The sequence below is a fragment of the Streptococcus sp. 27098_8_103 genome (genome assembly GCF_041432345.1).
Classification (GTDB): domain Bacteria; phylum Bacillota; class Bacilli; order Lactobacillales; family Streptococcaceae; genus Streptococcus; species Streptococcus mitis_BV.
In genome coordinates this window covers 15,289-35,784 of the sequence record NZ_JAPVZK010000002.1, presented here as the reverse complement: position 1 = coordinate 35,784, position 20,496 = coordinate 15,289, and the positions used below count along the sequence as shown (strand labels likewise).

27 protein-coding genes are annotated in these 20,496 nt (G+C 40.4%); 10 read left to right on the top strand and 17 right to left on the bottom strand.

The window, feature by feature from the left end; genetic code table 11:
• Positions 1–259: 259 nt before the first annotated feature.
• The 13 genes from O3599_RS00655 to O3599_RS00595 all read right to left on the bottom strand — a co-directional run bounded on the left by O3599_RS00655 (position 260) and on the right by O3599_RS00595 (position 7,134).
• Positions 260–406: a hypothetical protein gene (locus O3599_RS00655; RefSeq protein ID WP_180374977.1), complete on the bottom strand. Its 147-nt coding sequence runs from the start codon at positions 404–406 to the stop codon at positions 260–262.
• 53 nt (positions 407–459) lie between these two features.
• Positions 460–852: a transcriptional regulator gene (locus tag O3599_RS00650; RefSeq protein WP_247939473.1), complete on the bottom strand. Its 393-nt coding sequence runs from the start codon at positions 850–852 to the stop codon at positions 460–462.
• Positions 852–1,271 carry a DUF1492 domain-containing protein gene (locus O3599_RS00645; protein ID WP_049543971.1) on the bottom strand — a complete coding sequence of 140 codons (420 nt, stop codon included), beginning with the start codon at positions 1,269–1,271 and terminating at the stop codon, positions 852–854. Before O3599_RS00645 ends, O3599_RS00650 begins: the two co-directional genes overlap by 1 nt.
• A gap of 117 nt (positions 1,272–1,388) precedes the next feature.
• A complete protein-coding gene (locus tag O3599_RS00640) occupies positions 1,389–1,703 on the bottom strand; it encodes a hypothetical protein (RefSeq protein WP_049543972.1) in 315 nt (104 codons plus the stop codon).
• A 116-nt stretch (positions 1,704–1,819) separates the two neighbouring features.
• The gene (locus tag O3599_RS00635; RefSeq protein WP_049543973.1) at positions 1,820–2,344 is read right to left on the bottom strand and encodes a hypothetical protein; all 525 of its coding nucleotides are present in this window, start codon (positions 2,342–2,344) and stop codon (positions 1,820–1,822) included.
• A 322-nt stretch (positions 2,345–2,666) separates the two neighbouring features.
• Entirely contained in the window at positions 2,667–4,190 is a 1,524-nt protein-coding gene (locus O3599_RS00630; RefSeq protein ID WP_049543974.1) for a DNA primase family protein, read from the bottom strand.
• A complete protein-coding gene (locus tag O3599_RS00625; protein ID WP_049543975.1) occupies positions 4,183–4,698 on the bottom strand; it encodes a hypothetical protein in 516 nt (171 codons plus the stop codon). Before O3599_RS00625 ends, O3599_RS00630 begins: the two co-directional genes overlap by 8 nt.
• The gene (locus tag O3599_RS00620; protein WP_077804409.1) at positions 4,695–4,967 is read right to left on the bottom strand and encodes a transcriptional regulator; all 273 of its coding nucleotides are present in this window, start codon (positions 4,965–4,967) and stop codon (positions 4,695–4,697) included. The genes O3599_RS00625 and O3599_RS00620 overlap by 4 nt, the downstream gene beginning before the upstream one ends.
• On the bottom strand, positions 4,960–5,301 hold the full coding sequence (locus O3599_RS00615) for a hypothetical protein (protein WP_000058832.1): 342 nt from the start codon (positions 5,299–5,301) through the stop codon (positions 4,960–4,962). The genes O3599_RS00620 and O3599_RS00615 overlap by 8 nt, the downstream gene beginning before the upstream one ends.
• Positions 5,298–5,513 (bottom strand): hypothetical protein, encoded by a 216-nt coding sequence (locus O3599_RS00610; RefSeq protein ID WP_049543980.1) that lies wholly within the window; start codon positions 5,511–5,513, stop codon positions 5,298–5,300. The genes O3599_RS00615 and O3599_RS00610 overlap by 4 nt, the downstream gene beginning before the upstream one ends.
• A gap of 98 nt (positions 5,514–5,611) precedes the next feature.
• Positions 5,612–5,905: a hypothetical protein gene (locus tag O3599_RS00605; RefSeq protein WP_049531945.1), complete on the bottom strand. Its 294-nt coding sequence runs from the start codon at positions 5,903–5,905 to the stop codon at positions 5,612–5,614.
• Positions 5,906–6,260: 355 nt separating this feature from the next.
• Positions 6,261–6,887, bottom strand: a complete 627-nt coding sequence (locus O3599_RS00600) for a Rha family transcriptional regulator (protein ID WP_247939474.1) — start codon at positions 6,885–6,887, stop codon at positions 6,261–6,263.
• Positions 6,888–6,924: 37 nt separating this feature from the next.
• A complete protein-coding gene (locus tag O3599_RS00595; protein ID WP_049543983.1) occupies positions 6,925–7,134 on the bottom strand; it encodes a helix-turn-helix transcriptional regulator in 210 nt (69 codons plus the stop codon).
• A gap of 111 nt (positions 7,135–7,245) precedes the next feature.
• Here O3599_RS00595 and O3599_RS00590 point away from each other — a divergent pair, with 111 nt between their 5' ends.
• The 7 genes from O3599_RS00590 (at position 7,246) to O3599_RS00560 (ending at position 14,050) form a co-directional block, all read left to right on the top strand.
• Positions 7,246–7,872 (top strand): helix-turn-helix domain-containing protein, encoded by a 627-nt coding sequence (locus tag O3599_RS00590; RefSeq protein WP_247939475.1) that lies wholly within the window; start codon positions 7,246–7,248, stop codon positions 7,870–7,872.
• A gap of 324 nt (positions 7,873–8,196) precedes the next feature.
• A complete protein-coding gene (locus O3599_RS00585; protein ID WP_001004339.1) occupies positions 8,197–9,210 on the top strand; it encodes a virulence RhuM family protein in 1,014 nt (337 codons plus the stop codon).
• 185 nt (positions 9,211–9,395) lie between these two features.
• Positions 9,396–10,562, top strand: coding sequence for a site-specific integrase (locus O3599_RS00580; protein WP_084888297.1), 1,167 nt, complete (start codon positions 9,396–9,398; stop codon positions 10,560–10,562).
• Between the two features lie 160 nt (positions 10,563–10,722).
• The gene (locus O3599_RS00575) at positions 10,723–11,667 is read left to right on the top strand and encodes a magnesium transporter CorA family protein (protein ID WP_000815623.1); all 945 of its coding nucleotides are present in this window, start codon (positions 10,723–10,725) and stop codon (positions 11,665–11,667) included.
• Positions 11,668–11,678: 11 nt separating this feature from the next.
• Positions 11,679–12,356 (top strand): DUF1129 domain-containing protein, encoded by a 678-nt coding sequence (locus O3599_RS00570; protein ID WP_153192686.1) that lies wholly within the window; start codon positions 11,679–11,681, stop codon positions 12,354–12,356.
• A 290-nt stretch (positions 12,357–12,646) separates the two neighbouring features.
• On the top strand, positions 12,647–13,681 hold the full coding sequence (locus tag O3599_RS00565) for a S66 peptidase family protein (protein WP_247939476.1): 1,035 nt from the start codon (positions 12,647–12,649) through the stop codon (positions 13,679–13,681).
• 105 nt (positions 13,682–13,786) lie between these two features.
• Positions 13,787–14,050 (top strand): SemiSWEET family transporter, encoded by a 264-nt coding sequence (locus O3599_RS00560; RefSeq protein WP_000166114.1) that lies wholly within the window; start codon positions 13,787–13,789, stop codon positions 14,048–14,050.
• 67 nt (positions 14,051–14,117) lie between these two features.
• Here the strand turns inward: O3599_RS00560 and O3599_RS00555 are convergent, their stop codons facing one another.
• Genes O3599_RS00555 through mutL form a run of 3 tightly spaced genes read right to left on the bottom strand, consistent with a single transcriptional unit; the run spans position 14,118 to position 17,249 of the window.
• Positions 14,118–14,681 (bottom strand): DNA-3-methyladenine glycosylase I, encoded by a 564-nt coding sequence (locus O3599_RS00555; RefSeq protein ID WP_247939477.1) that lies wholly within the window; start codon positions 14,679–14,681, stop codon positions 14,118–14,120.
• Positions 14,682–14,690: 9 nt separating this feature from the next.
• Positions 14,691–15,284 carry a Holliday junction branch migration protein RuvA gene (ruvA, locus tag O3599_RS00550; protein ID WP_247939478.1) on the bottom strand — a complete coding sequence of 198 codons (594 nt, stop codon included), beginning with the start codon at positions 15,282–15,284 and terminating at the stop codon, positions 14,691–14,693.
• A 15-nt stretch (positions 15,285–15,299) separates the two neighbouring features.
• Complete coding sequence (gene mutL / locus O3599_RS00545; RefSeq protein WP_247939479.1) at positions 15,300–17,249, bottom strand: DNA mismatch repair endonuclease MutL; 1,950 nt, start codon at positions 17,247–17,249, stop codon at positions 15,300–15,302.
• A 206-nt stretch (positions 17,250–17,455) separates the two neighbouring features.
• Here mutL and O3599_RS00540 point away from each other — a divergent pair, with 206 nt between their 5' ends.
• The 3 genes from O3599_RS00540 (at position 17,456) to O3599_RS00530 (ending at position 19,829) form a co-directional block, all read left to right on the top strand.
• Positions 17,456–17,896 (top strand): LytTR family DNA-binding domain-containing protein, encoded by a 441-nt coding sequence (locus tag O3599_RS00540; RefSeq protein WP_247939480.1) that lies wholly within the window; start codon positions 17,456–17,458, stop codon positions 17,894–17,896.
• A complete protein-coding gene (locus tag O3599_RS00535) occupies positions 17,893–18,351 on the top strand; it encodes a DUF3021 domain-containing protein (protein ID WP_247939481.1) in 459 nt (152 codons plus the stop codon). Before O3599_RS00540 ends, O3599_RS00535 begins: the two co-directional genes overlap by 4 nt.
• Positions 18,352–18,566: 215 nt before the next feature.
• Entirely contained in the window at positions 18,567–19,829 is a 1,263-nt protein-coding gene (locus O3599_RS00530; protein WP_247939808.1) for an NRAMP family divalent metal transporter, read from the top strand.
• A gap of 179 nt (positions 19,830–20,008) precedes the next feature.
• On the opposite strand, the gene nrdI is transcribed toward O3599_RS00530, so the two are convergent.
• Positions 20,009–20,479: a class Ib ribonucleoside-diphosphate reductase assembly flavoprotein NrdI gene (nrdI, locus tag O3599_RS00525; RefSeq protein WP_247939807.1), complete on the bottom strand. Its 471-nt coding sequence runs from the start codon at positions 20,477–20,479 to the stop codon at positions 20,009–20,011.
• Positions 20,480–20,496: the final 17 nt, after the last annotated feature.

Below are 20,496 nucleotides of genomic sequence, written 5' to 3'. Positions count from 1 at the left end.
AAAAAGCCCCACAAAAGGGCTAAGATTTGACGAGTTCAGCAGGCAAGAAACTAGCACGGTCAAACGTGCTTTTTTTATTGCTGGTTGCTGATAGGTATATTATACCATGAAGCGCGTGGTTTATAAGATTATGACCTCACAAAAGCCCCCAGATTCGTTTCTAAGGGCTTGTAGTTTGTCCGTGGTGTTTTAGTTGTCCAGTACGAAACAAAGCAAAATAGGGGGCGAATATGAAGCCTACGCCTACAATTGCCAACATTTATGCTTCTAATTCTTGTAGTAAGGTTAAATCTAAACCATCAAGGTCAAAATCTATGTTTAAATCGATGTCTATATCCATGTTTAAATCTATCTCCATATCTTCTAATTGGATATTCTCCAAATCAATCAAAAAATCTTCAATCATGTCATCCCCCCTCACTTAAATCTCAACATTTCTCAACAAAACACCACCGACGCCTACTTATATGCCTCTAGCTCTCCGTTCTGGTGGATTCTCGCAAAGTTTAAGACGGCTATCTGTTTGTATCGGTGGTAGCTAGTGGAGCTAGTACCTGCCATCTCTACGCATTCACTCATTGTTTTCTTCCTCATGTAGTAATAATGGATAATAAAGTATTTTCTGGCTCGTTTGTTCTCTATACTGTTGATGTCTTGGGCGAATATTTCCAATCCCTCACGGATTGCTTTTTCATGTTCACCACTCAAATTCCACTGATCAGGTAAGACAAGTTTCCAGGCTTCTTCATCGATACTAACTTGGTTTTCACTTCCTGCCATTCTCTGGAAACGTAGAAAGTAAGTCATCCGCTTTCTAACGTTCATCATCGTTTTAAAGTTATCCAGCTCCATTAGTTCGCTCCTTCCACCTTGCTCAAGTGTTCTATAGCTTCCTGCTTTACTCGATATACTGTAGTCTTTGATTTATCTATTTCCTCAGCAACCTGCCAAGCGTCTAGATTATTCAAATAAAAAAGTCTTAGAACAGAACGCTCAAGCGGATTGACCAACTTATCAATCAGCCTAGATATTTCCATTCTCTCTTCAGTAAGTCGCTCAATCCTCTGAAGCGTATCCTCTTTTAGTTTTAGAACACTTATAAGATTGTTCTCTGTCTTGTTCTCTCTGCTTGCCTGTACCCTGCTATGGCTTAGTATTGGCTTTTTGATAATACCACCTTCCAGGGCCTCCAATTCCAAATATAAGCCTTTGATTTCCTTGCTTATCCACTTAACGCCCTCTAGTTTTTCTTTTACCTGCTCTGGTGTCATACCTCGGCCTCCTCTATGATATAATATTTTTATCGGATATATCACAAAGGAGTCAGCCCTGTGCTGGCTTTTTTTGCATTTTCTCGGCGTTCGCTCGGAGTTCAAATATCTGCACCTTTACCATTCCTCGGGTTCGCTAAACATACTTTTAGGCAAGCCACAAACTGAAATTAAATACTGACAAGCGTTGTAATCTACCCAAAGCGCCCCATCTTCAGAATGGTGGAAATACTTGTCTGGTAGCGTTCCAAGGTATGCACCATTTTTATATATAGACACCCCACCTTTTAGGCTTGGTAACAATCCGGTATATCCTCTGCGTAGTCCATGCTTCAAAGCGTTGCTATTGCCATATTTGGGCTTTCTATTGCCCTTGTTGCCTTTTGCTACTTGATTGCCCGGCAAAAATCTCCCTCGGCTATCGCGTTCCATATTTCCCCCTTCTACGGTGTTCGTTTGGTAAATTGCAACTACTTCACTATCTCCCCCTATATGGAAAAACCCAAAACTATTGACTTGTTAACAAAAAGGGGATTGCTCCCCTGTGTTTACTGACCAGAATAATCAGCAAGTCCTTTATATTCGCCCTCTACGTCCAACTTTTGGAGTAGGTTAATGCTTTCATTACCCAACATTTTCAACGTACCAAAAGCAGTCATAGAATCCATAGGGATAGGCTTATCAGAAAGCAAGCGATCAGCATAGTCTAATAGTTCCAGCTCGTAATCTGTGACCTTATTCAGCAAGCTCTCAAAGTCCTCTGACTCCTTGAGTTGGAGCACGCGCTCCCGTTTATAACGTTCTTCAAATGCTTCATCGTCCACTGGTTGGTTGTAGTAGTCTTTAAAACTGTCACAAATACGCTTGAAGGTCTTGTTCAGTTTGTTATCCTCCACATACTCAGCTACAAGCGTCCCTTTATCCTTGTGAGTTATTGAAATAGATGGTACTTCATAAGTTCCAGTCATATATCCCAGTAGCGCGTGACCTGCTACCATAGCAGTATCTAGGTCTTTAAATTCGTAAGTGAAAGTAAATGTTTTGGCTTTGTCTGAAAATGTTTTTAGTGTCATGTTGTTTTTCCTCTTTCTGTTTTAAGGTAAATTATGTAAAATACCTTGTTTTTGCCATTTTTATCTATGTTTTTTATACACTTAGAAAAAATTTTATACACTTTATTTTTGAAGTGTATAAAATTAAAAGCCTGTCATATCAAGGGTTTAAGCCCTGTTTTATACGCTTTATACACTAGTTTATATAATTTACAGGAATTATAGTGCTTAATACTGTAAAAGAAAAAACCTGCCGTATAAAGTGTATAAGTGTATAAAGTCCTTGGCGCTCTAAGGGTTGCAAGTATAACACTTTTTTATCAAGTGTATAAAGTGTATAAAGTTATTGCTTCTTTTTTGCTTTACCATTAAAGTATCCCCGTTCATTTCTAGCTTTTCTCCGTTGCTCTGGCTTTTCCCTACCGTTAAAATATGGATGTGCGTAAGGCGCTGTATCTTCATGCGGATAGAAACCAGAATGAAGTTGTCTCCCTGATGGTATTACTTTCTGGCCTGTGGTTATCCAACTTGGTAGATTACTTTTTATCTCTCGATGCAACCCCATTTCTGTCTTGTGTAGTTTCACCCCATAATATTCCGTAAATCCTTTCCAGTTATGGAAAACAAAACTATTAGGCAAAAACTCACTTGATAGTTCATCAGTAAAGAATGAAGATACAAAAGCGATAACTGGGTTGTTATCCTCATGGTATTCTTGCAAAATCTCCTTTGATTTCTCTGGTGTGATGTCCTTTGTCGGTGTTTCAAGGGCTAGGCGTGTGAGATACTCTAATACTTCTTTCCTGTTGATGTAGTCGTCTTTAATTGCCTTGTTTGGTTTCCCTTTAAAGACCTTGGTAAATGGTAGAATCTTAAACCGCCTGTCAATCGCTGACCTGTCCCCGTTCATTCTTGGTAAGCCGTTGGATGACTGGATAATAGTCATATTCAAGCGTAAACTATAGGGGCGCTTCCCTTTGTCCTCTATAGTCATAATGTCCCCAGTCGCAAGGCTAAACATATTTGACGTATCTTTAATAACTGCATCCTTTTGTACGTCGTCCCCAATAACCAGACTCTTACCTAACAGAATGGAGGTAGAAAAACGGCTTTTATCGAACTCAGTCATCTTGAGACTTGCAACGTTCTCCATGCCTACTAGATTAATAAGTAACTGCTGAAAAGTTCCTTTACCAGTCCCACCCTCGCCATAAAGCCAAAAGATATTTTTTAGGGTTCTACCTGTGATACTTGCTTTAATAATCTGGATAGCTAGGTTATATAATTCTTGATCATTGTCAAATAATTCAGCAAGCCACTTGCTGGGCTTCCAACCGTGTATAGTAGGCTCATAGGCTTCTGGGTCGTACCTTGTACGGATTTTTCTAGTTACAATAATGCTAGGTGTTAAAGGTTCAAACGTTTCCTTACTAGCGTTATATAGCTGGTTTCCGATAACCGTATAATCATTTTGGATAGACTTCAACGGGCTACGTCTAGCGATTTTGTAAATCGTATCAAAGGCTTGTTTTTCTGTCGTATCAGGTTGAATGGTTGAGATTAAATCTTGAAGTAACTCGTTATCTTCTAACCAAATCCCCTTATCAGGATGATAGAAATACAAGGGCGCTTTCTGTCCCTGCACTTCTGGTCTGATTCTCACAAATCGGATATACTTTCTAAGAAAGTCAGCAACCTCCAAAGATTTAGATGGTCTATCTTCCCCAAGATTCTTACATACGTTGAATAAAAAGCCTTGTACCCCTTTAAAGGTTGTCAGATAGCTTTCTGATTCTTCTATTACCTTAATGGGTTCACGTTGCTGATTCTCTTCAATGATTTTATTTACAATGTCGTCACTATTCAAAAGCCACCTCCTTATAGAATTTTGTCGCTACTTCTAGGAAATAGCTTGCTAGGTCTTTACGCTTGACGATTGTAGAAAACAAGTCCACCAGCTGACTAAAACTGTAGCCATTCACAAATAGCAAGCGGACAAATAGAGAAGTCTCGTACCTGGTATAAATGCCGTTACAAATCAGGTCGAAAATCCAGCCTTTCAACTCCATGCCAAGCCCCTGCCGTTGCTCGGTCAATTTGTTTACCTCTAAATCTTTCAGAATCATCAGCAAGTCAGGACTGGCCAAACCTATCTCTAAATCTCTGGTCAGTTCCCAGCCCTCTGCTTCCTCGTTTTCGTCTTTAACTGCCACATACAAACCTTTGTAGTGGAAAGCCGTCAAGCCCTCGCCTATTGGCTCAAAGTAGATAAATTTGTAATGTTCCCCATTCTTCCATACTTGAGTAGGATTTGACTTGAGAAAGCCAAACAAAGGCAATTTGTCAGCGGATAGAATTAACTCCAGCACCCTCATTCATCCACCCCCATAAACTTCATCAAGTCAGAAATTCTATAATAGATTTTCCTAGTATCTTCTAGTGGTGGTTGATACCGTCTTAGCCCTGCTTTTTCCCACTTTTGGAGTGTCATGTATTTTATATCTAACTCGTCCATGACTTCCTGGGCTGATATTAAGCCTGTCAGTCGTGGTTTGAGTCTATCACGCGCTTCATGGTATCTTTCCACTACCTCCAGAATTCCATGCACTAGGTCTTGCTCACTTTCTCGGCTTAGGCTAAACATATCCGCCCACCTCCTTCAAGGTTTCTTTGTAGCTCTCTAAATCAGCATTTAAAAGGACAGTTAGGCGTTTCTGTTCTTCCTGTACTTGGTTATAGAATGCTTTTGCTCCGTCCAGTAACTCCTCTTTGTTAGCAGGGATAAAATATCCTCTAAATGTTCCGTGTCGAACCCCAACAATAGGAACGCTATGGCGCGTGATTAGACGGCTGATAATATCTTGCACGGTTCTTTCTGCTAGCTTAGTGATCAGGCTGATTTCTGCCCCTGTTATGGAGTTCTCAGCCCCTACCTTGATTAGTCTTAATACTCGTTTGTCATTCTCTGATAGACTCATTCAGTTCCTCCGTAAACTCTTACCCCTGCAAGCTGGATATAACGCCCATAATCAGGGCTTAAATCCTCGCTAGGTGTTTCTATCGTCTGTTGGTTTTCTCGCTCAAATTGGGCGCTTTTTTTGCGGTCTCGGTGGTTTAGATAAAGCAATATGCCAATCGATACCACGGTAACAAAAATCGCCTGTATGTTGGTTAAATCTAGTTCGTTCATGTTATGCCCTCGCCTTATAGTTCTTGATAAATTCCGCTTGTTTAGGTTGTTCCATATTCAGCAAGTCGTCTTCGGCTTGTGCCATTTCTTTAATATCTTTAGTCATGGTATGCCTCCAGCTCTTTAGCGTCGTCATTGTTCAAAAGCAAAAAGGCTATTTCATTTAGACGATCGTATAGCTTTTCATTCTGGGCGTATGCTGTATCAGTGTATTTTTTAGCAAGCCATAAGAACATGGTTGTATCTTTCTGTAGTGCAAACTCAAGCCCTTCAAGAGCTAGGTTATTCATTTCTAAAACATTCATGATGTCGGTTAATTCGTTCCCTAATTCTGCTAGTTTCTTAGCCGATAATAGAACTTGTTGGCTTGATGTTGCTTTTTTTGTTGTCATGTTTTTTACCTCTTTTTCTATCTTTTTATACTTGCCACGATGGCTTTTTAATACTTTTTTCTTGCCTACAGCCTCACGCTCTCGGTCGCCAAACTTCTGAGCGTGGGGCTTTTTGAGTTGTTTCTTATAGACGATATCTTCACGCTCAGAGTCGCCAAATTGAAAGCGTGAGAAAGTACCAGTTTAAAGAGTTGGCGCTCTCCGTATGGTCAAATTGCCCTAAATATGCTATAATCTAGGTATAAATCTTTACTAAAACCTCTTTGATAATAGCTTGCCTGCTTTGTTAAATTCGTTTTAGTGTTAGTGTGAAAGGCTCTGCGGTGTGGTTATTGCTAAGCCTTTTTTGTTGCAATCACGCGCTTCTTTGGCGTGTATTTTTATTTCTGAATGCCATAGCCTTGATTTCTTGGTAACTCATATTCAAGCCAATCATAGCTATTACCATATCCTCAAAAGCCTGGTATTGCTCCAGCTCGTCACTGGTCAAGCTATCGATGCCATTATAGCCCCCACGTTCTTCCCTTAACTGCTTAGCGTTCCTATCGGTTACTGCCTTCAGTAGCAGGTTGTTCATGGTGCTATGTGCATGCTTTGGTGCATTAGGCCATGTCTCAATACTGTCATGCAAGGTTTTTCTTTTTGGCTTTTCTAGCGCCCTCTGCATACGAAACTTAGAAAGTTCCTCACGCATTTCAAAGAATGCTTTGACTAGGTTGGTTTTGAAGTTGGCCACTTGCTCGGTGTTCTTCAAGAATGTGATCAGCAATGTTGCTTGTTGCTCATTCAAAATATAATCTTTTGCCTGTTGTCCACTTTGTAAAGGTCGCATTTTAAATGACACCTTTCCAAATTGCTCCAGTCGTCCAATTTGTTTTCTAATGTGTTCCTGTATTGCGTGGTGTTTTATTCCAGCGCATTCAGCTATGATCTCACTCGTAGTATACGGCTCTTTTTTACCGTCCATATAGACTAATTCCATTGGCTTACTCCAATCTTTACTTTTGCATACTTTTTGTTTAAAAAAATATATCTTCAATAGTGATATCTGGAAACATTGGTAATAGCAATTTTTTGAAAGCTATTTTCTCAGTATCCGTAAATGAGCAACGCCCTGTTTCTTTGTTGTAGTATGTTTGCTTTGTCATACCTAATTTTTTTCCTAGCTCTGCTTGGGTTAGCCCCAACATATTTCTGTAGCCTTTAATTTTATATTTTGGCAATCTCATCACCTCCTTTACTTTTGCATACCTTAATTGTAACCAATATTTTTTAAAAAGTCAATACTTTTCTTTACTTAAAAACAAAAAATAGTTATAATTTAAATACGAGGTAAAAAAATGGAAGTGAATAATATTGAAGTAGGAAACCGAATTAAAAGTATTAGGCTTGATCAAGGTGCAACTATGGAGGAATTTGGTAAAGCATTTAATACCAGTAAGGGGACTGTTAATAATTGGGAAAAGGGGCGTAATTTGCCTAACAAAGAAAATTTGTTAAAAATAGCAAAACTAGGAAATCTTAGCGTTGAGCAACTATTATATGGCAGTTCTGCTAGAAGTCGATATAACTGGGACTATATCCTAGATTACATGGAAAAAACTAGAGAAGAGCTCGATGAAGAAGCTTTTGAAAATACCAAACAAGCTATCGATAGTGCATTTTTTATCCGATTAGACTTGAATGATATTATAAATCTATATAACTATAATCTCCGAAATCCTATTCCTGTTAAGGATTTAAACGGTATGAAAAAATTCTACGAATCACAGGCCAATTTCTTAGAAGAATATATTTCTAGTCTTGACTATACAGAGAATAATATGGATATGATCATAGATTTGGAAATTGAAGCTAACTTTAATCGAAGATATATAGACAGAATTGACCGATATCAAAAAACGGGGATTTGGGCAGAAGACTATCTAAAAGAGTTAGAAAAATTCAAGCAAAGCCAAGAGAATTGAACAATAGCAACAAAAAAAAGGTAAGTCAATACCCTTACCTTTAACCAATCTAATATAATCAACCTAATTGAACCAGATGGAGCTGGTGTTAACTCTCTACACACTATAGAGGACGCTCCCGATAAGATGATTACAACATCATTATACCACTCTTGCATTTAAAAAGCGACTTACACCATACCCACGCGCCACAATGTTAAACAATCCTGAAGCGCGTGGATTCTCGGGCTTCGCTCAAGCTTCAAGTCTATATTAGCCCCATATCTACTAATTTTATTGATGTCAACAAATGTCAACCACTTACAATGTTTTAGAAAGGATCTCATGAACGAATTACAATTCTTAATCTATACTGCTGACAACGATAGCGAGACAGCTAGTGTCATCATCAAAGGCGAAACGATTTGGGCTAGTCAGAAAGAAATGGCTAGACTTTTCGATGTCGGTGTTCCTGCAATTAGTAAGCACTTAAAAAATATCTTTGAAGAGGGAGAATTAGAAGAAAAGGTGGTTGTTTCCAAAATGGAAATAACCACAAAACACGGTGCAATTGCTGATAAAACCCAAACTAAGGATGTCAGCTACTACAACCTTGATGCCATCATTTCAGTTGGTTACCGTGTCAATTCCCAAAAAGCTACGAGATTTAGACAGTGGGCTACTTCGGTACTTCGTGAGTACATGATAAAAGGGTTCGCCATGGATGACAACCGTCTGAAACAAGGCGAAAACTTGCTGGAAAAAGACTATTTCCGTGAGCTCTTGGAGCGCGTGCGTTCTATCCGAGCTAGTGAGCGTCGTATATGGTTGCAGATTACAGATATTTTTGCAGAAATCTCTATCGACTATGACCCACAAAGTACGTTGACTAAGCAATTCTATGCTGATGTACAGAATAAGTTTCATTATGCAATCACTGGCCAAACTGCTGCTGAAATTATCTACACGAAAGCTGACCATACAAAAGACAACATGGGACTTACAACATGGAAAAACTCCCCTAATGGTCGCATACTGCAAGCAGATACCCAAATAGCAAAGAATTACCTTTCAGAAACAGAAATCCGCTCCCTTGAAAGAGGAATATCTAGCTATTTTGATTACCTGGAAAGACAGATAGAACAGCGAAAAGCTCAGACAATGCAACAACTAGCCCAAAGCATTGACCGCTTTTTGACTTTCCAAGAATACGATATTTTAGAAGGTCATGGGAAAATCACTTCCAAGGTTGCGAAAGATAAAGCAAAAGCAGAATACCAACTATTCAACAAAACTCAAAAGATAAACTCGGACTTTGAAAAAACTTTAAAACAGCTAACTGACGATAAAAAACTTTAAATACAAGCCTGTTTACTATAAACAAGCCCATATTAACCCCATATCCGCCTTGTTTCCAACTCTGGTATTATTTACCGCCTGACTCTTTAAAATCGAATGTGGGGCAATCTATGAAGCCCTAGCATGATATAAAACCTTTTTGATAATAGCTTGCCTGCTGATGTATTTTAGAAAGGTTTATCATCATGAAAATAACTGAAGTTATAAAAAAAGACGGTAGTAAAGTCTATCGTGCTAATGTATATCTAGGAGTTGACCAGGTAACAGGAAAGAAAGTCAAAACCAAGGTAACAGGTCGGACACAAAAGGAAGTAAAACAGAAAGCCAATCAAGAAAAAATAGCTTTTCAGAAAGCAGGATCTACCAGACAAAAGGCTAGCACCATAAAAAACTATCAAGAATTAGCCAATCTCTGGTTAGAAAGTTATAAGAATACGGTTAAGCCAAACACTCAAGGCAATGTTAGAAAGCTAATTGATAATCATATATTGCCTATTTTTGGGGCTTACAAGCTCGATAAGCTCACTACTCCACTTATCCAGTCTATTATCAACGAACTTGCTGACAAGACCAATAGAGGGGAAAAAGGGGCTTTTCTACACTATGACAAGATACATGCTTTAAACAAACGTATCTTACAATATGGCGTAACCATGCAAGCTATACCGTCCAATCCTGCGCGTGATGTTGTTTTACCTCGTAACACTCAGAAAGCAAAGCGCCAAAAGGTAAAACACTTTGAAAATCAAGAACTAAAAAAGTTTCTTGGTTATCTCGATAATTTAGATAGCGATAGATATCGTTACTACTATGAGACAACGCTCTATAAGTTCCTATTGGCTACTGGTTGCCGTATCAATGAAGCTTTAGCTCTTTCCTGGTCTGATATAGACTTAGATAATGCCGTTGTGCATATTACCAAAACACTAAATCGGGATTTAGAAATCAATAGCCCAAAATCTAAGGCTAGTTATCGGGATATAGATATAGATCAAGCGACTGTTAGCATGCTGAAGCAGTACAAACTACGCCAAACTAAAGAGGCCTGGAAGATAGGACAACGTGAAAGCGTGGTATTTTCGGATTTCATTCATGAGTATCCTAGCAGTTCAAGGCTTAAAAGAAGATTGCAAACACATTTTAAGCGTGCTGATGTTCCTAACATTGGCTTTCACGGATTCCGTCACACTCACGCTAGTCTCTTACTTAACTCTGGAATACCATACAAGGAACTCCAGTACCGCCTAGGTCATTCCACTTTATCAATGACCATGGATATATATAGCCACCTCTCAAAAGAGAACGCAAAAAAAGCAGTCTCATTCTACGAAACTGCACTAAAAGCACTATAGGGGGAGCAAAAAGGGGAGCAAATTCAAAAATCAACGTTTCAAGACAAAGCAAAAAGCCAATTATAACGGTGTCTTTGTAAGATTTTATTTGAAAAAAGCCGATTTTGTAGTATAATAGTACGGTGTGAAAAAATCTGAAAAATGAGAAAGGATAAGGGATATGAAACAAGTTTTTCTCTCTACAACAACTGAATTTAAAGAGATCGATACGCTTGAACCGGGTACTTGGATCAATCTCGTCAATCCGACTCAAAATGAATCACTCGAAATCGCTAACGCCTTCGATATCGACATTGCCGACCTTCGAGCACCGCTCGATGCAGAAGAAATGTCTCGTATTACCATTGAAGACGAGTACACCCTGATTATCGTAGACGTGCCGGTCACAGAGGAAAGAAATAATCGCACCTACTACGTAACCATCCCGCTTGGTATTATCATCACCGAGGAAACCATTATTACTACTTGTTTGGAACCACTACCTGTCCTCGATGTCTTTATCAACCGTCGCTTGCGTAATTTCTACACTTTCATGCGTTCGCGTTTTATCTTTCAGATTCTTTATCGCAATGCAGAGCTTTATCTAACAGCCCTTCGTTCGATTGACCGTAAGAGTGAACAAATCGAAAGTCAACTGCATCAATCAACTCGTAATGAAGAATTGATTGAGCTCATGGAATTGGAAAAAACCATCGTCTATTTCAAGGCCTCCCTCAAAACAAATGAGCGTGTGATTAAGAAATTGACCAGCTCAACCAGCAATATCAAGAAATACCTTGAGGACGAAGACCTGCTTGAAGATACCCTGATTGAAACCCAACAGGCTATCGAGATGGCAGATATTTATGGAAACGTCTTGCATTCTATGACGGAGACCTTCGCCTCTATCATTTCCAATAACCAGAACAACATTATGAAGACCTTGGCCCTTGTGACCATCGTCATGTCCATCCCAACCATGGTCTTTTCTGCCTACGGGATGAACTTTAAGGATAATGAAATTCCCCTAAACGGCGAGCCAAATGCCTTCTGGTTAATCGTCTTTATCGCCTTTGCTATGAGTGTCTCGCTCACTCTCTATCTCATCCATAAAAAATGGTTCTAAGAGGAGTTCCTATGTCTCAGATTGATCTACAAAAATTAACTAAGAAAAACCAAGAGTTTGTCCACATCGCTACTCAGCAATTCATCAAAGATGGGAAAACTGACGCTGAAATCAAGGCTATTTTTGAGGAAGTTATTCCTCAAATCCTTGAAGAGCAAGCCAAAGGCACTACTGCTCGTTCCCTCTATGGCGCACCGACCCACTGGGCGCATAGCTTCACTGTCAAAGAGCAATATGAAAAAGAGCATCCAAAAGAAAATGATGATCCAAAACTGATGATTATGGACTCAGCTCTTTTCATCACTAGCCTCTTTGCCCTCGTCAGCGCCCTTACAACCTTCTTCTCAGCAGATCAGGCTATCGGTTACGGTTTGATTACCCTTCTGCTAGTTGGACTGGTTGGTGGATTTGCCTTCTACTTGATGTACTACTTCGTTTATCAATACTATGGACCAGATATGGACCGCAGTCAACGTCCACCTTTCTGGAAATCTGTACTGGTTATCCTGGCTTCTATGTTCCTTTGGTTGCTGGTTTTCTTTGCAACAAGCTTCCTACCAGCTAGCCTTAACCCAGTACTTGCTCCATTGCCACTAGCTATTATCGGAGCAGCCCTCCTAGCCCTTCGATTCTATCTCAAGAAACGCTTGAACATCCGCAGCGCAAGTGCAGGACCAACACGCTATTAAGAGAATGATAAAAGCAACTGCAGATGCGGTTGCTTTTTTACTACTTTCTTGATTTAAAAGCATTCTTCTGAAATCCCACATAGCCTTCTCTTATCTTTTGTGATAAAATAGGCTCATACTCAATGAAAATCAAAGAGCAAACTAGGAAGCTAGCCGCAGGTTGCTCAAAGCACTGCTTTGAGGTTGTAGATAGAACTGACGAAGTCAGTAACATATATACGGTAAGGCGAAGCTGACGCGGTTTGAAGAGATTTTCGAAGAGTATCAATCTATTTCTAGGAGGATGAGATATGGTTTCTACTATTGGTATTGTTAGTTTATCTAGTGGCATTATCGGAGAAGACTTTGTCAAACACGAAGTGGACTTGGGTGTCCAACGTCTCAAGGATTTGGGACTCAATCCTATCTTTTTGCCCCATTCGTTAAAAGGCTTAGACTTTATCAAGGACCATCCTGAAGCCCGTGCGAAAGATTTGATGCAAGCCTTTTCTGATGATAGCATCGACATGATCCTATGTGCCATCGGTGGAGACGATACCTATCGTTTGTTTCCCTACCTTTTTGAAAATGGCCAACTAGAAAAAGTTATCAAACAAAAGATTTTTCTTGGTTTCTCAGATACAACCATGAACCATCTCATGTTGCATAAACTAGGTGTTAAAACTTTTTATGGTCAATCCTTTTTAGCAGACATTTGTGAATTGGACAAGGAGATGTTGCCCTATAGCTTTCACTACTTTAAAGAATTAATTGAGACTGGAAGAATCTCAGAAATCCGCCCTAGTGACGTTTGGTATGAGGAACGAACTGATTTTAGTCCCAAGGCTCTGGGGACACCTCGTGTCAGTCATGCAAATACCGGTTTTGAGTTGTTGCAAGGAAATGCCCAGTTCGAGGGAAAAATCCTCGGTGGTTGCCTCGAATCCCTCTACGATATCTTTGACAACTCTCGATACACAGATAGCACGGAGCTCTGCCAACAATACAAACTTTTCCCTGACTTGTCAGACTGGGAAGGAAAAATCCTCTTGCTAGAAACAAGCGAAGAAAAGCCTGAGCCAGAAGACTTCAAAAAGATGTTGCGAACTTTAAAGGACACTGGGATATTCGAGGTCATCAGTGGACTCTTGGTAGGAAAACCTATGGATGAAACTTTCTATGACGACTATAAAGAAGCACTATTGGATATCATTGACAGCAATATCCCTATTGTCTATAATCTGAATGTCGGCCACGCAACTCCAAGAGCCATTGTTCCCTTTGGCGTTCACGCCTATGTAGATGCACAGGAGCAAGTCATTCGCTTTGACTATAACAAAAAATAAATAGTTTCTCTATTTTTGTGCTTTTGTATTCGTTTTCGTTACAATTTGTATCTGAATTTATTGCATTTCGCTAATTTCTATGTTATCCTTTTGAAGGAGGTTTATATGACAAAACAAAAAATTAATCGAATCGTAGGTTCTATTGGTGCCTTTATTGGAATTATAGTATTTATTGCCTACATACCTCAAATTATCGCTAATTTACAGGGAAATAAAGCTCAACCATTTCAACCTTTATCAGCTGCTATATCTTGCTTAATCTGGGTTATTTATGGATGGACAAAGGAACCTAAGAAGGATTGGATACTAATCATTCCAAATTCAGCTGGTGTTATTTTAGGTGGAATCACTTTTTTGACTTCACTCTAACAAATCTAATAGTATATATAAAAAGCTGGGAAAAATTTCTCAGCTTTTTTCTATATTCTCAGATATGCTAGTGACCGCTTTTCCACTCACAATCATTCTCGTGATCATCAACCAGGCCTGCTGCTTGTAGAAAAGATAAGACTGCGACTGGGCCTGTGAACTTGAAACCTCGTTTTTTTAGATCTTTGGCTAATTTCTCAGACAGAGGTGTTTTAGCTGGAGCTTGGCGGTAATCGGGAACATCATTAACGACAGTTTTCCCCTCAACAAAAGACCAAAGATAGACATCAAAAGAGCCATATTCTTCCTGTAGTCGTAAAAATGCTTGAGCGTTAGTACGTGTAGAAAAAATCTTAGCACGATTTCGGATGATGGCTGGATTCTCTAACAAGGCTTCCAACTCGGTGTCGGTCATCTCTGCGACCGCTTGAATTTGATAGCCATGAAAGGCTTCTCGGAAAGCTTGGCGTTTGTTTAGTACCGTTTCCCAAGACAGGCCTGCCTGATAGGTTTCCATACACAACAACTCAAACAATGCTTGGTCATCATGGAGGGGCTGACCCCACTCCTCATCATGATAGGCAATGTAGAGCGGATTGGTCATCTTGACCCACGAACAACGTTTTGTCATGCTCTACTCCTATTTGACCAACATTTTAAGGGCGGACTTGATATAGTTCTCAGCTGTATCTGTCGTTCCTTCAAAGAATTTCTTGATTTTCTTGAGCTCTGTTGCCTTGTAGCCCAGAGCCAACATTGCTTCCATGGCTTCTTCCAATTCTTGGTTTTCTGCGCTAGCTTGTACTGCCACCTTAGCAGGAAGGTCATCTCCTGCAACTACTACCTTGCCTTCCAAGTCCAGCACCATCTGCTGGGCTGTTTTCTTGCCAATTTTAGGGAACTTAGTCAAGTAGGTGATGTTCTTGGTTTCAATGGCTTGAACCAAGCCAGCATTGTCATCAGCAGCGATAATAGCAAGAGCTGATACAGGACCAATCCCAGAGACCGAAATCAGACTGAGAAAGAGCTTCTTTTCGTCTTCTGAGCGAAATCCATAAAGCAGATGGGCATCCTCACGCACAACCTGATGCACATAAATTTGAGCTTCTTTGTTGACTTGTCCTGAGTAGGCATAAGGATTGGCCACATGCAGGATATAACCGATACCATTGGTTTCAAGAACAATGTATTTGGCCGTGATTTTGGTAATGATTCCTTTTAAATATTCGTACATAGTTTTCCTTTTAGTTTAATATTTCCCCAACTCACGGAGACTGGTGTGATTTTCCTGAATACGTCGGAACATCTTTTCCATATCCGACTTAGTAAAATGCACCAAAACAGGACGTCCGTGGGGACAGTTGTAGGGATTATCACATTGAGAGAGCTGATAAAGGAGTTGTCTGGCCGAATGGTCATCGATACGATGATTGGCCTTGATAGACCGTTTGCAGGACATCATGATAGCCAGCTCTGCCCGGTATTTCTTGATAGAAACCTCCTTGGTCAAGAGGAGCATGTCACACATTTCATAGATGCCTGACTCAATCTCCTCCTCTGCCATCCAAATAGGATGTTCACGCAGGATAAATTGATTTTCTCCGTACTCTGCTAGAAAGACTCCAACTTCCTCTAAAAGAGGCATTCTTTCCTTGAGACGCAGGGCATCATCTGCAGGAAATTCAAATATATAGGGCACTAGGAGTTGCTGCTGGCTCTGGTCAACATTGCCAATGCTTTCACGATACTCCTCGTACTTGACCCGTTCCTGAGCTGCATGCTGGTCTATAATGTAGAGCCCATCTCGTCCTTGGGCAAAGAGATAGGTTCCATGCATTTGCCCGAAAAATTCCAACTCTGGAAAGCTTGAAGATTCTTCTCGCTCCAGCTTGTCATAGGCCTTATCGAGACTAGCCAAATCTAACTCAGGATGGTCTAATTGATCATAGTTAGTAGGCTTTCTCTCTGCAAAATGCAGTTTTGCTGGCTTGGTCAGCTGGTCCAAGGTTTCCTTGGCAAACAGGGTTAAATCCTGCCCTTCCTCAGTCAATTCTACCTGATAATCAGCCACCTCAGCTTGGCTAGGTCTTGACGGCTCACTTTGCTCATAGTAGAGCGTATTTTCTTTGAGAGGGAGAATGGTCTGCTCCACCTTCTCACGATTGCGCACGGTCGATTTGGCAAGATTTTCCAAGGCATCTGGTATCAAGGTTTGTTCCTTGAGACTGTTGGAAATAGCCTCTGAAACCAAGGCCATCAGTTCTTTTTCCTTGGAAATCCGCACCTCTTGCTTGGTTGGATGCACATTGACATCCGCTAGATAAGGGTCGATATGGATGTGAATGACAGCCAGTGGAAAGCGACCTACCATGAGCTTGCTGCCATAACCGTCAAGAATGGCACGATTGAGCAGGAAGTTCTTGATATAACGGCCATTGATGAAGAGGCTGATATAGTTGCGATTAGCCCGAGTCAACTCAGGCAGAGACACAAAACCTGAAATCTCGAAATCTAAGTCAGAATTCTCAATTTCAATCATTTTCTTGGCACTCGCCAAACCGTAAATCCCTGCGATAGCTTGGCGCAGTTGACCAGTCCCTGCTGTTCGCGTCATTTCCTTGCCATCACTGATCAAACTAAAGGAAATCTCAGGATGAGCCAAGCCCAGACGGTTGACAATATCAATGATATGAGACAACTCCGCTTGCTGGCTCTTCATATATTTGAGGCGGGCAGGCGTGTTGAAAAAGAGATCCTCCACACAAACCTTAGTTCCCACAGGACTAGTCGCTGGGATGACTTCTTCAACTTCTCCACCACGCGCGACTAGCTTGGTTCCGTGACTTGCGCCCTCAACTGCTGTCAAAAGAGTTAAAACGCTGACGGATGCGATAGAAGGCAGGGCTTCACCACGAAAACCAAGCGTCCGAATTCGAAAGAGATCTGCCTGATTTTTTATCTTACTGGTCGCATGACGACGCAGAGCCAGCTCTACCTCATCGTGGGCAATTCCATGACCATTATCTGTGATTTGAATCTTCTTGAGACCAGCTTCCTCAATCTCAATGATAATCTGACTAGAGCCAGCATCAATGGCATTTTCTACCAACTCTTTAACCACACTGGCAGGACGTTCGATAACCTCTCCTGCCGCGATCTGGTTTGCCAACACCTCTGGCAATTCAATAATATGAGACATCTTTCAGCCCCTTTCTGTATCTTTTTTCCTAGAAATTGATTAGTGCTATTATACCATATTTCAGATAGGACAGAAAAGCAAGTACCACATAGGATCCAAATCCCTCCACATAGACAAAGTCCCTTGCAAGGGGCTGAAAAATAGTGTTTAATAAAGATGTACAAGAAGTGATCACAATTTTGTATAAAAAACAAGGAGAGAAATTTATGAAAGTAGAACTACAGATTAGTGAAACTTACGAGGAGGAAAAATTGATTGTCCAAGCACCTCAAGAGACCGAAAAAGTCCAAAAAGTTATCAAATTTGCAGAAAATCTGGACCAAAGAGAAAAAATCAAAGGAAAGATTGATAATCAGGTCTATCTCGTTGAGATTGGTAAGATACAACGCTTCTATATCGAGAATCGGAAGGTTCTAGCAGAAACGGCGAGTCAGACCTACAACATTGATTTACGGCTCTATCAAGTCCTTGAACTCCTGCCAACCAATTTTATCCAAATTTCCCAATCAGAAATCATCAATATCGATTCCATCTCTCATCTCAAGCTCACCCCCAACGGCCTAGTAGAAATTTTCTTGAAAAACGAAAGCTTCACCTACTCTTCACGCCGTTACCTAAAAACCATCAAGGAGAAATTAGAACTATGAAAAAACAAATCTTCCACGACGCAGCCACCGGTGTTCTTATCGGCCTCATCCTCTCTATCATCTTTTCACTCATTTATGCACCAAGTACCTACGCCCCGTTAAGTCCCGACTCTCTTATCGGACAAATGATGACTCAACATCAGGTTCACGGTGCCTTGGTCTTGCTCTACTGTACTCTTATCTGGGCAGCCATCGGTATTCTCTTCAACTTTGGTAAACGATTATTCAGCCGTGACTGGAGTTTGCTCCGTGCGACTCTGACTCATTTTTTTCTCATGCTAGTCGGATTTATCCCATTAGCAACCCTAGCAGGTTGGTTTCCTTTTCACTGGATTTTCTATCTCCAACTCATTATCGAGTTTGCGATTGTCTACCTCATCATTTGGACTATTTCCTATAAAAGAGCATCAAAAAAAGTAGACCATATCAATCAACTCTTGGAGCATAGAAAGTAAGAACCTCATAATAAGCAAAACCGAGAAAGAAACTTCTCGGTTTTGCTTTATCCTGCTGAACCTTTCTATCATAGCGGTTACTTTCAGATCTTCTTTGTAAATTTTCTGTAATTTTCTATCTTTTTTCAAAATATTCTTGCATTTTCCCAAAGTTTTTTGTAGAATATAGATTACATATCCAGATTATTCTGAAAATTCAAAAAGGAGTATTTATCATGTCGCAAGCTATTTCGTTAAATCAATCAACCTGGACAAGTAAACTAAAAGCAATGGGACCTGGAATCCTAATGGCTTCTGCTGCTGTTGGCGGTTCTCACATTGTATCTTCCACTCAAGCTGGTGGTTCTTATGGGTGGTCGCTACTCCTCTTGGTCATCTTAGCCAATGTCTTTAAATATCCATTTTTCCGTTTTGGTGCTGAATACACCGCTGATACTGGAAAGACTTTGGTTGAAGGTTATGCCGAAAAAGGAAAACTCTATCTCTGGATTTTCTTTATCCTCAATATCTTTTCGGCTATGGTCAACACGGCTGGTGTCGCCATTCTGTGCTCAGCTATCATCGCCAGCGCCTTCCCAATGATCGGTCTTAGCATCACTCAGTGGTCCCTCATTCTCGTTGCAATCATTTGGGCTATGTTACTCTTTGGAGGCTACAAACTCTTAGACGGCATGGCAAAATGGATCATGTCAGCTTTGACCATTGCAACTGTTCTTGCAGTTATCATCGCGGCGGTCAAGCATCCCGAATACAGCTCTGATTTTGTCGAGAAAACACCTTGGCAAATGGCAGCTCTCCCCTTCATCGTTTCCCTCTTAGGGTGGATGCCGGCTCCTATTGAAATTTCAGCTATCAATTCACTTTGGTCTGCTGAAAAGAAAAAGACCGTCAACTTTAACACAGAGGACGCTCTATTTGACTTTAACGTAGGTTACATTGGAACAGCTATCCTAGCTGTGTTCTTTGTAGCACTGGGAGCATTGATTCAATATCCTACAGGGCAAGCAGTTGAAGCCGCTTCAGCCAAATACATCTCTCAATTCGTGGGCATGTATGCCTCTGTTCTTGGCGAATGGTCCCGTTACTTGATTACCTTTATTGCCTTCCTGTGTATCTTTGGAACAGTTATCACTGTTATTGATGGCTATTCTCGTGTCAATCAGGAATCTCTCCGACTGCTAATCAGTCAAAAAGAAGACAATCGTAAATCTTTGAACATCTGGATGACCATTACTGCTATTATCGGTATCGTCATTATCAAGTTCTTCGCTGGTCAAGTTTCAACCATGCTCCGCTTTGCTATGATTGGTTCTTTCCTGACAACACCATTCTTCGCTCTTTTAAACTACGTCTTGGTAACGCGTGAAAACAAAAATCTTCCTTCTTGGCTCAAACACCTTGCCATTGCAGGATTGATTTTCCTCTTTGGCTTTGCCATCTTCTTTATCTACGCACTCGCAATCGGAAAAGCAGGTTAACTGACAAGCTCTAGATGAAGATAAGGTTTCATTTCAAGAGAAAATTCAGCAAATATTTCTATGATAAAAAGCATAAGAACAAGGTTTTGAAGACCTGAACTTATGCTTTTTTACGTTCTTAAAGACTGTTTATACTCAAAGAGCAGTTGAAAAACTCCAACCGCCTCTTATATTGAGTATTAGTTCTCCCTTTCCAACTCATACAAATCTGCAATAATTGTAGCCACATGTTTGATATCTCCCAGCATGCCCCGCATTTCAAAGTCAGCCAAGACAGGGAAACCAAAACGTTGACTGTATTGCTTGGCTGTCAGGCAGTATTGATTATTAAAGTTACGATTTCCTGAGCCAACCACGCCAAAACACTTACTAGCATTGTCACCATAGGCGATAAAATCCCCTACTGGCGTTGTCAATATTTCAACATCTCCGTTATCCACGCCATTCCCACCTTCCAGGTAAGTCGGCAAAAAAGCGATGTAAGGGTGATCCATTTCATAGAAATCGTGACCTTCCTTGACCAAATCCTTGATATGAATCTTTTGAACCTCAATCCCCTCGTACTGGGACAAGAGATAATCTTTCAAGCGCGTCACAAAACTCTCAGTATTGCCACTCAGACTGATATAAACTAAAGAAATTGTCTTCATATTTACCTCCATGATTT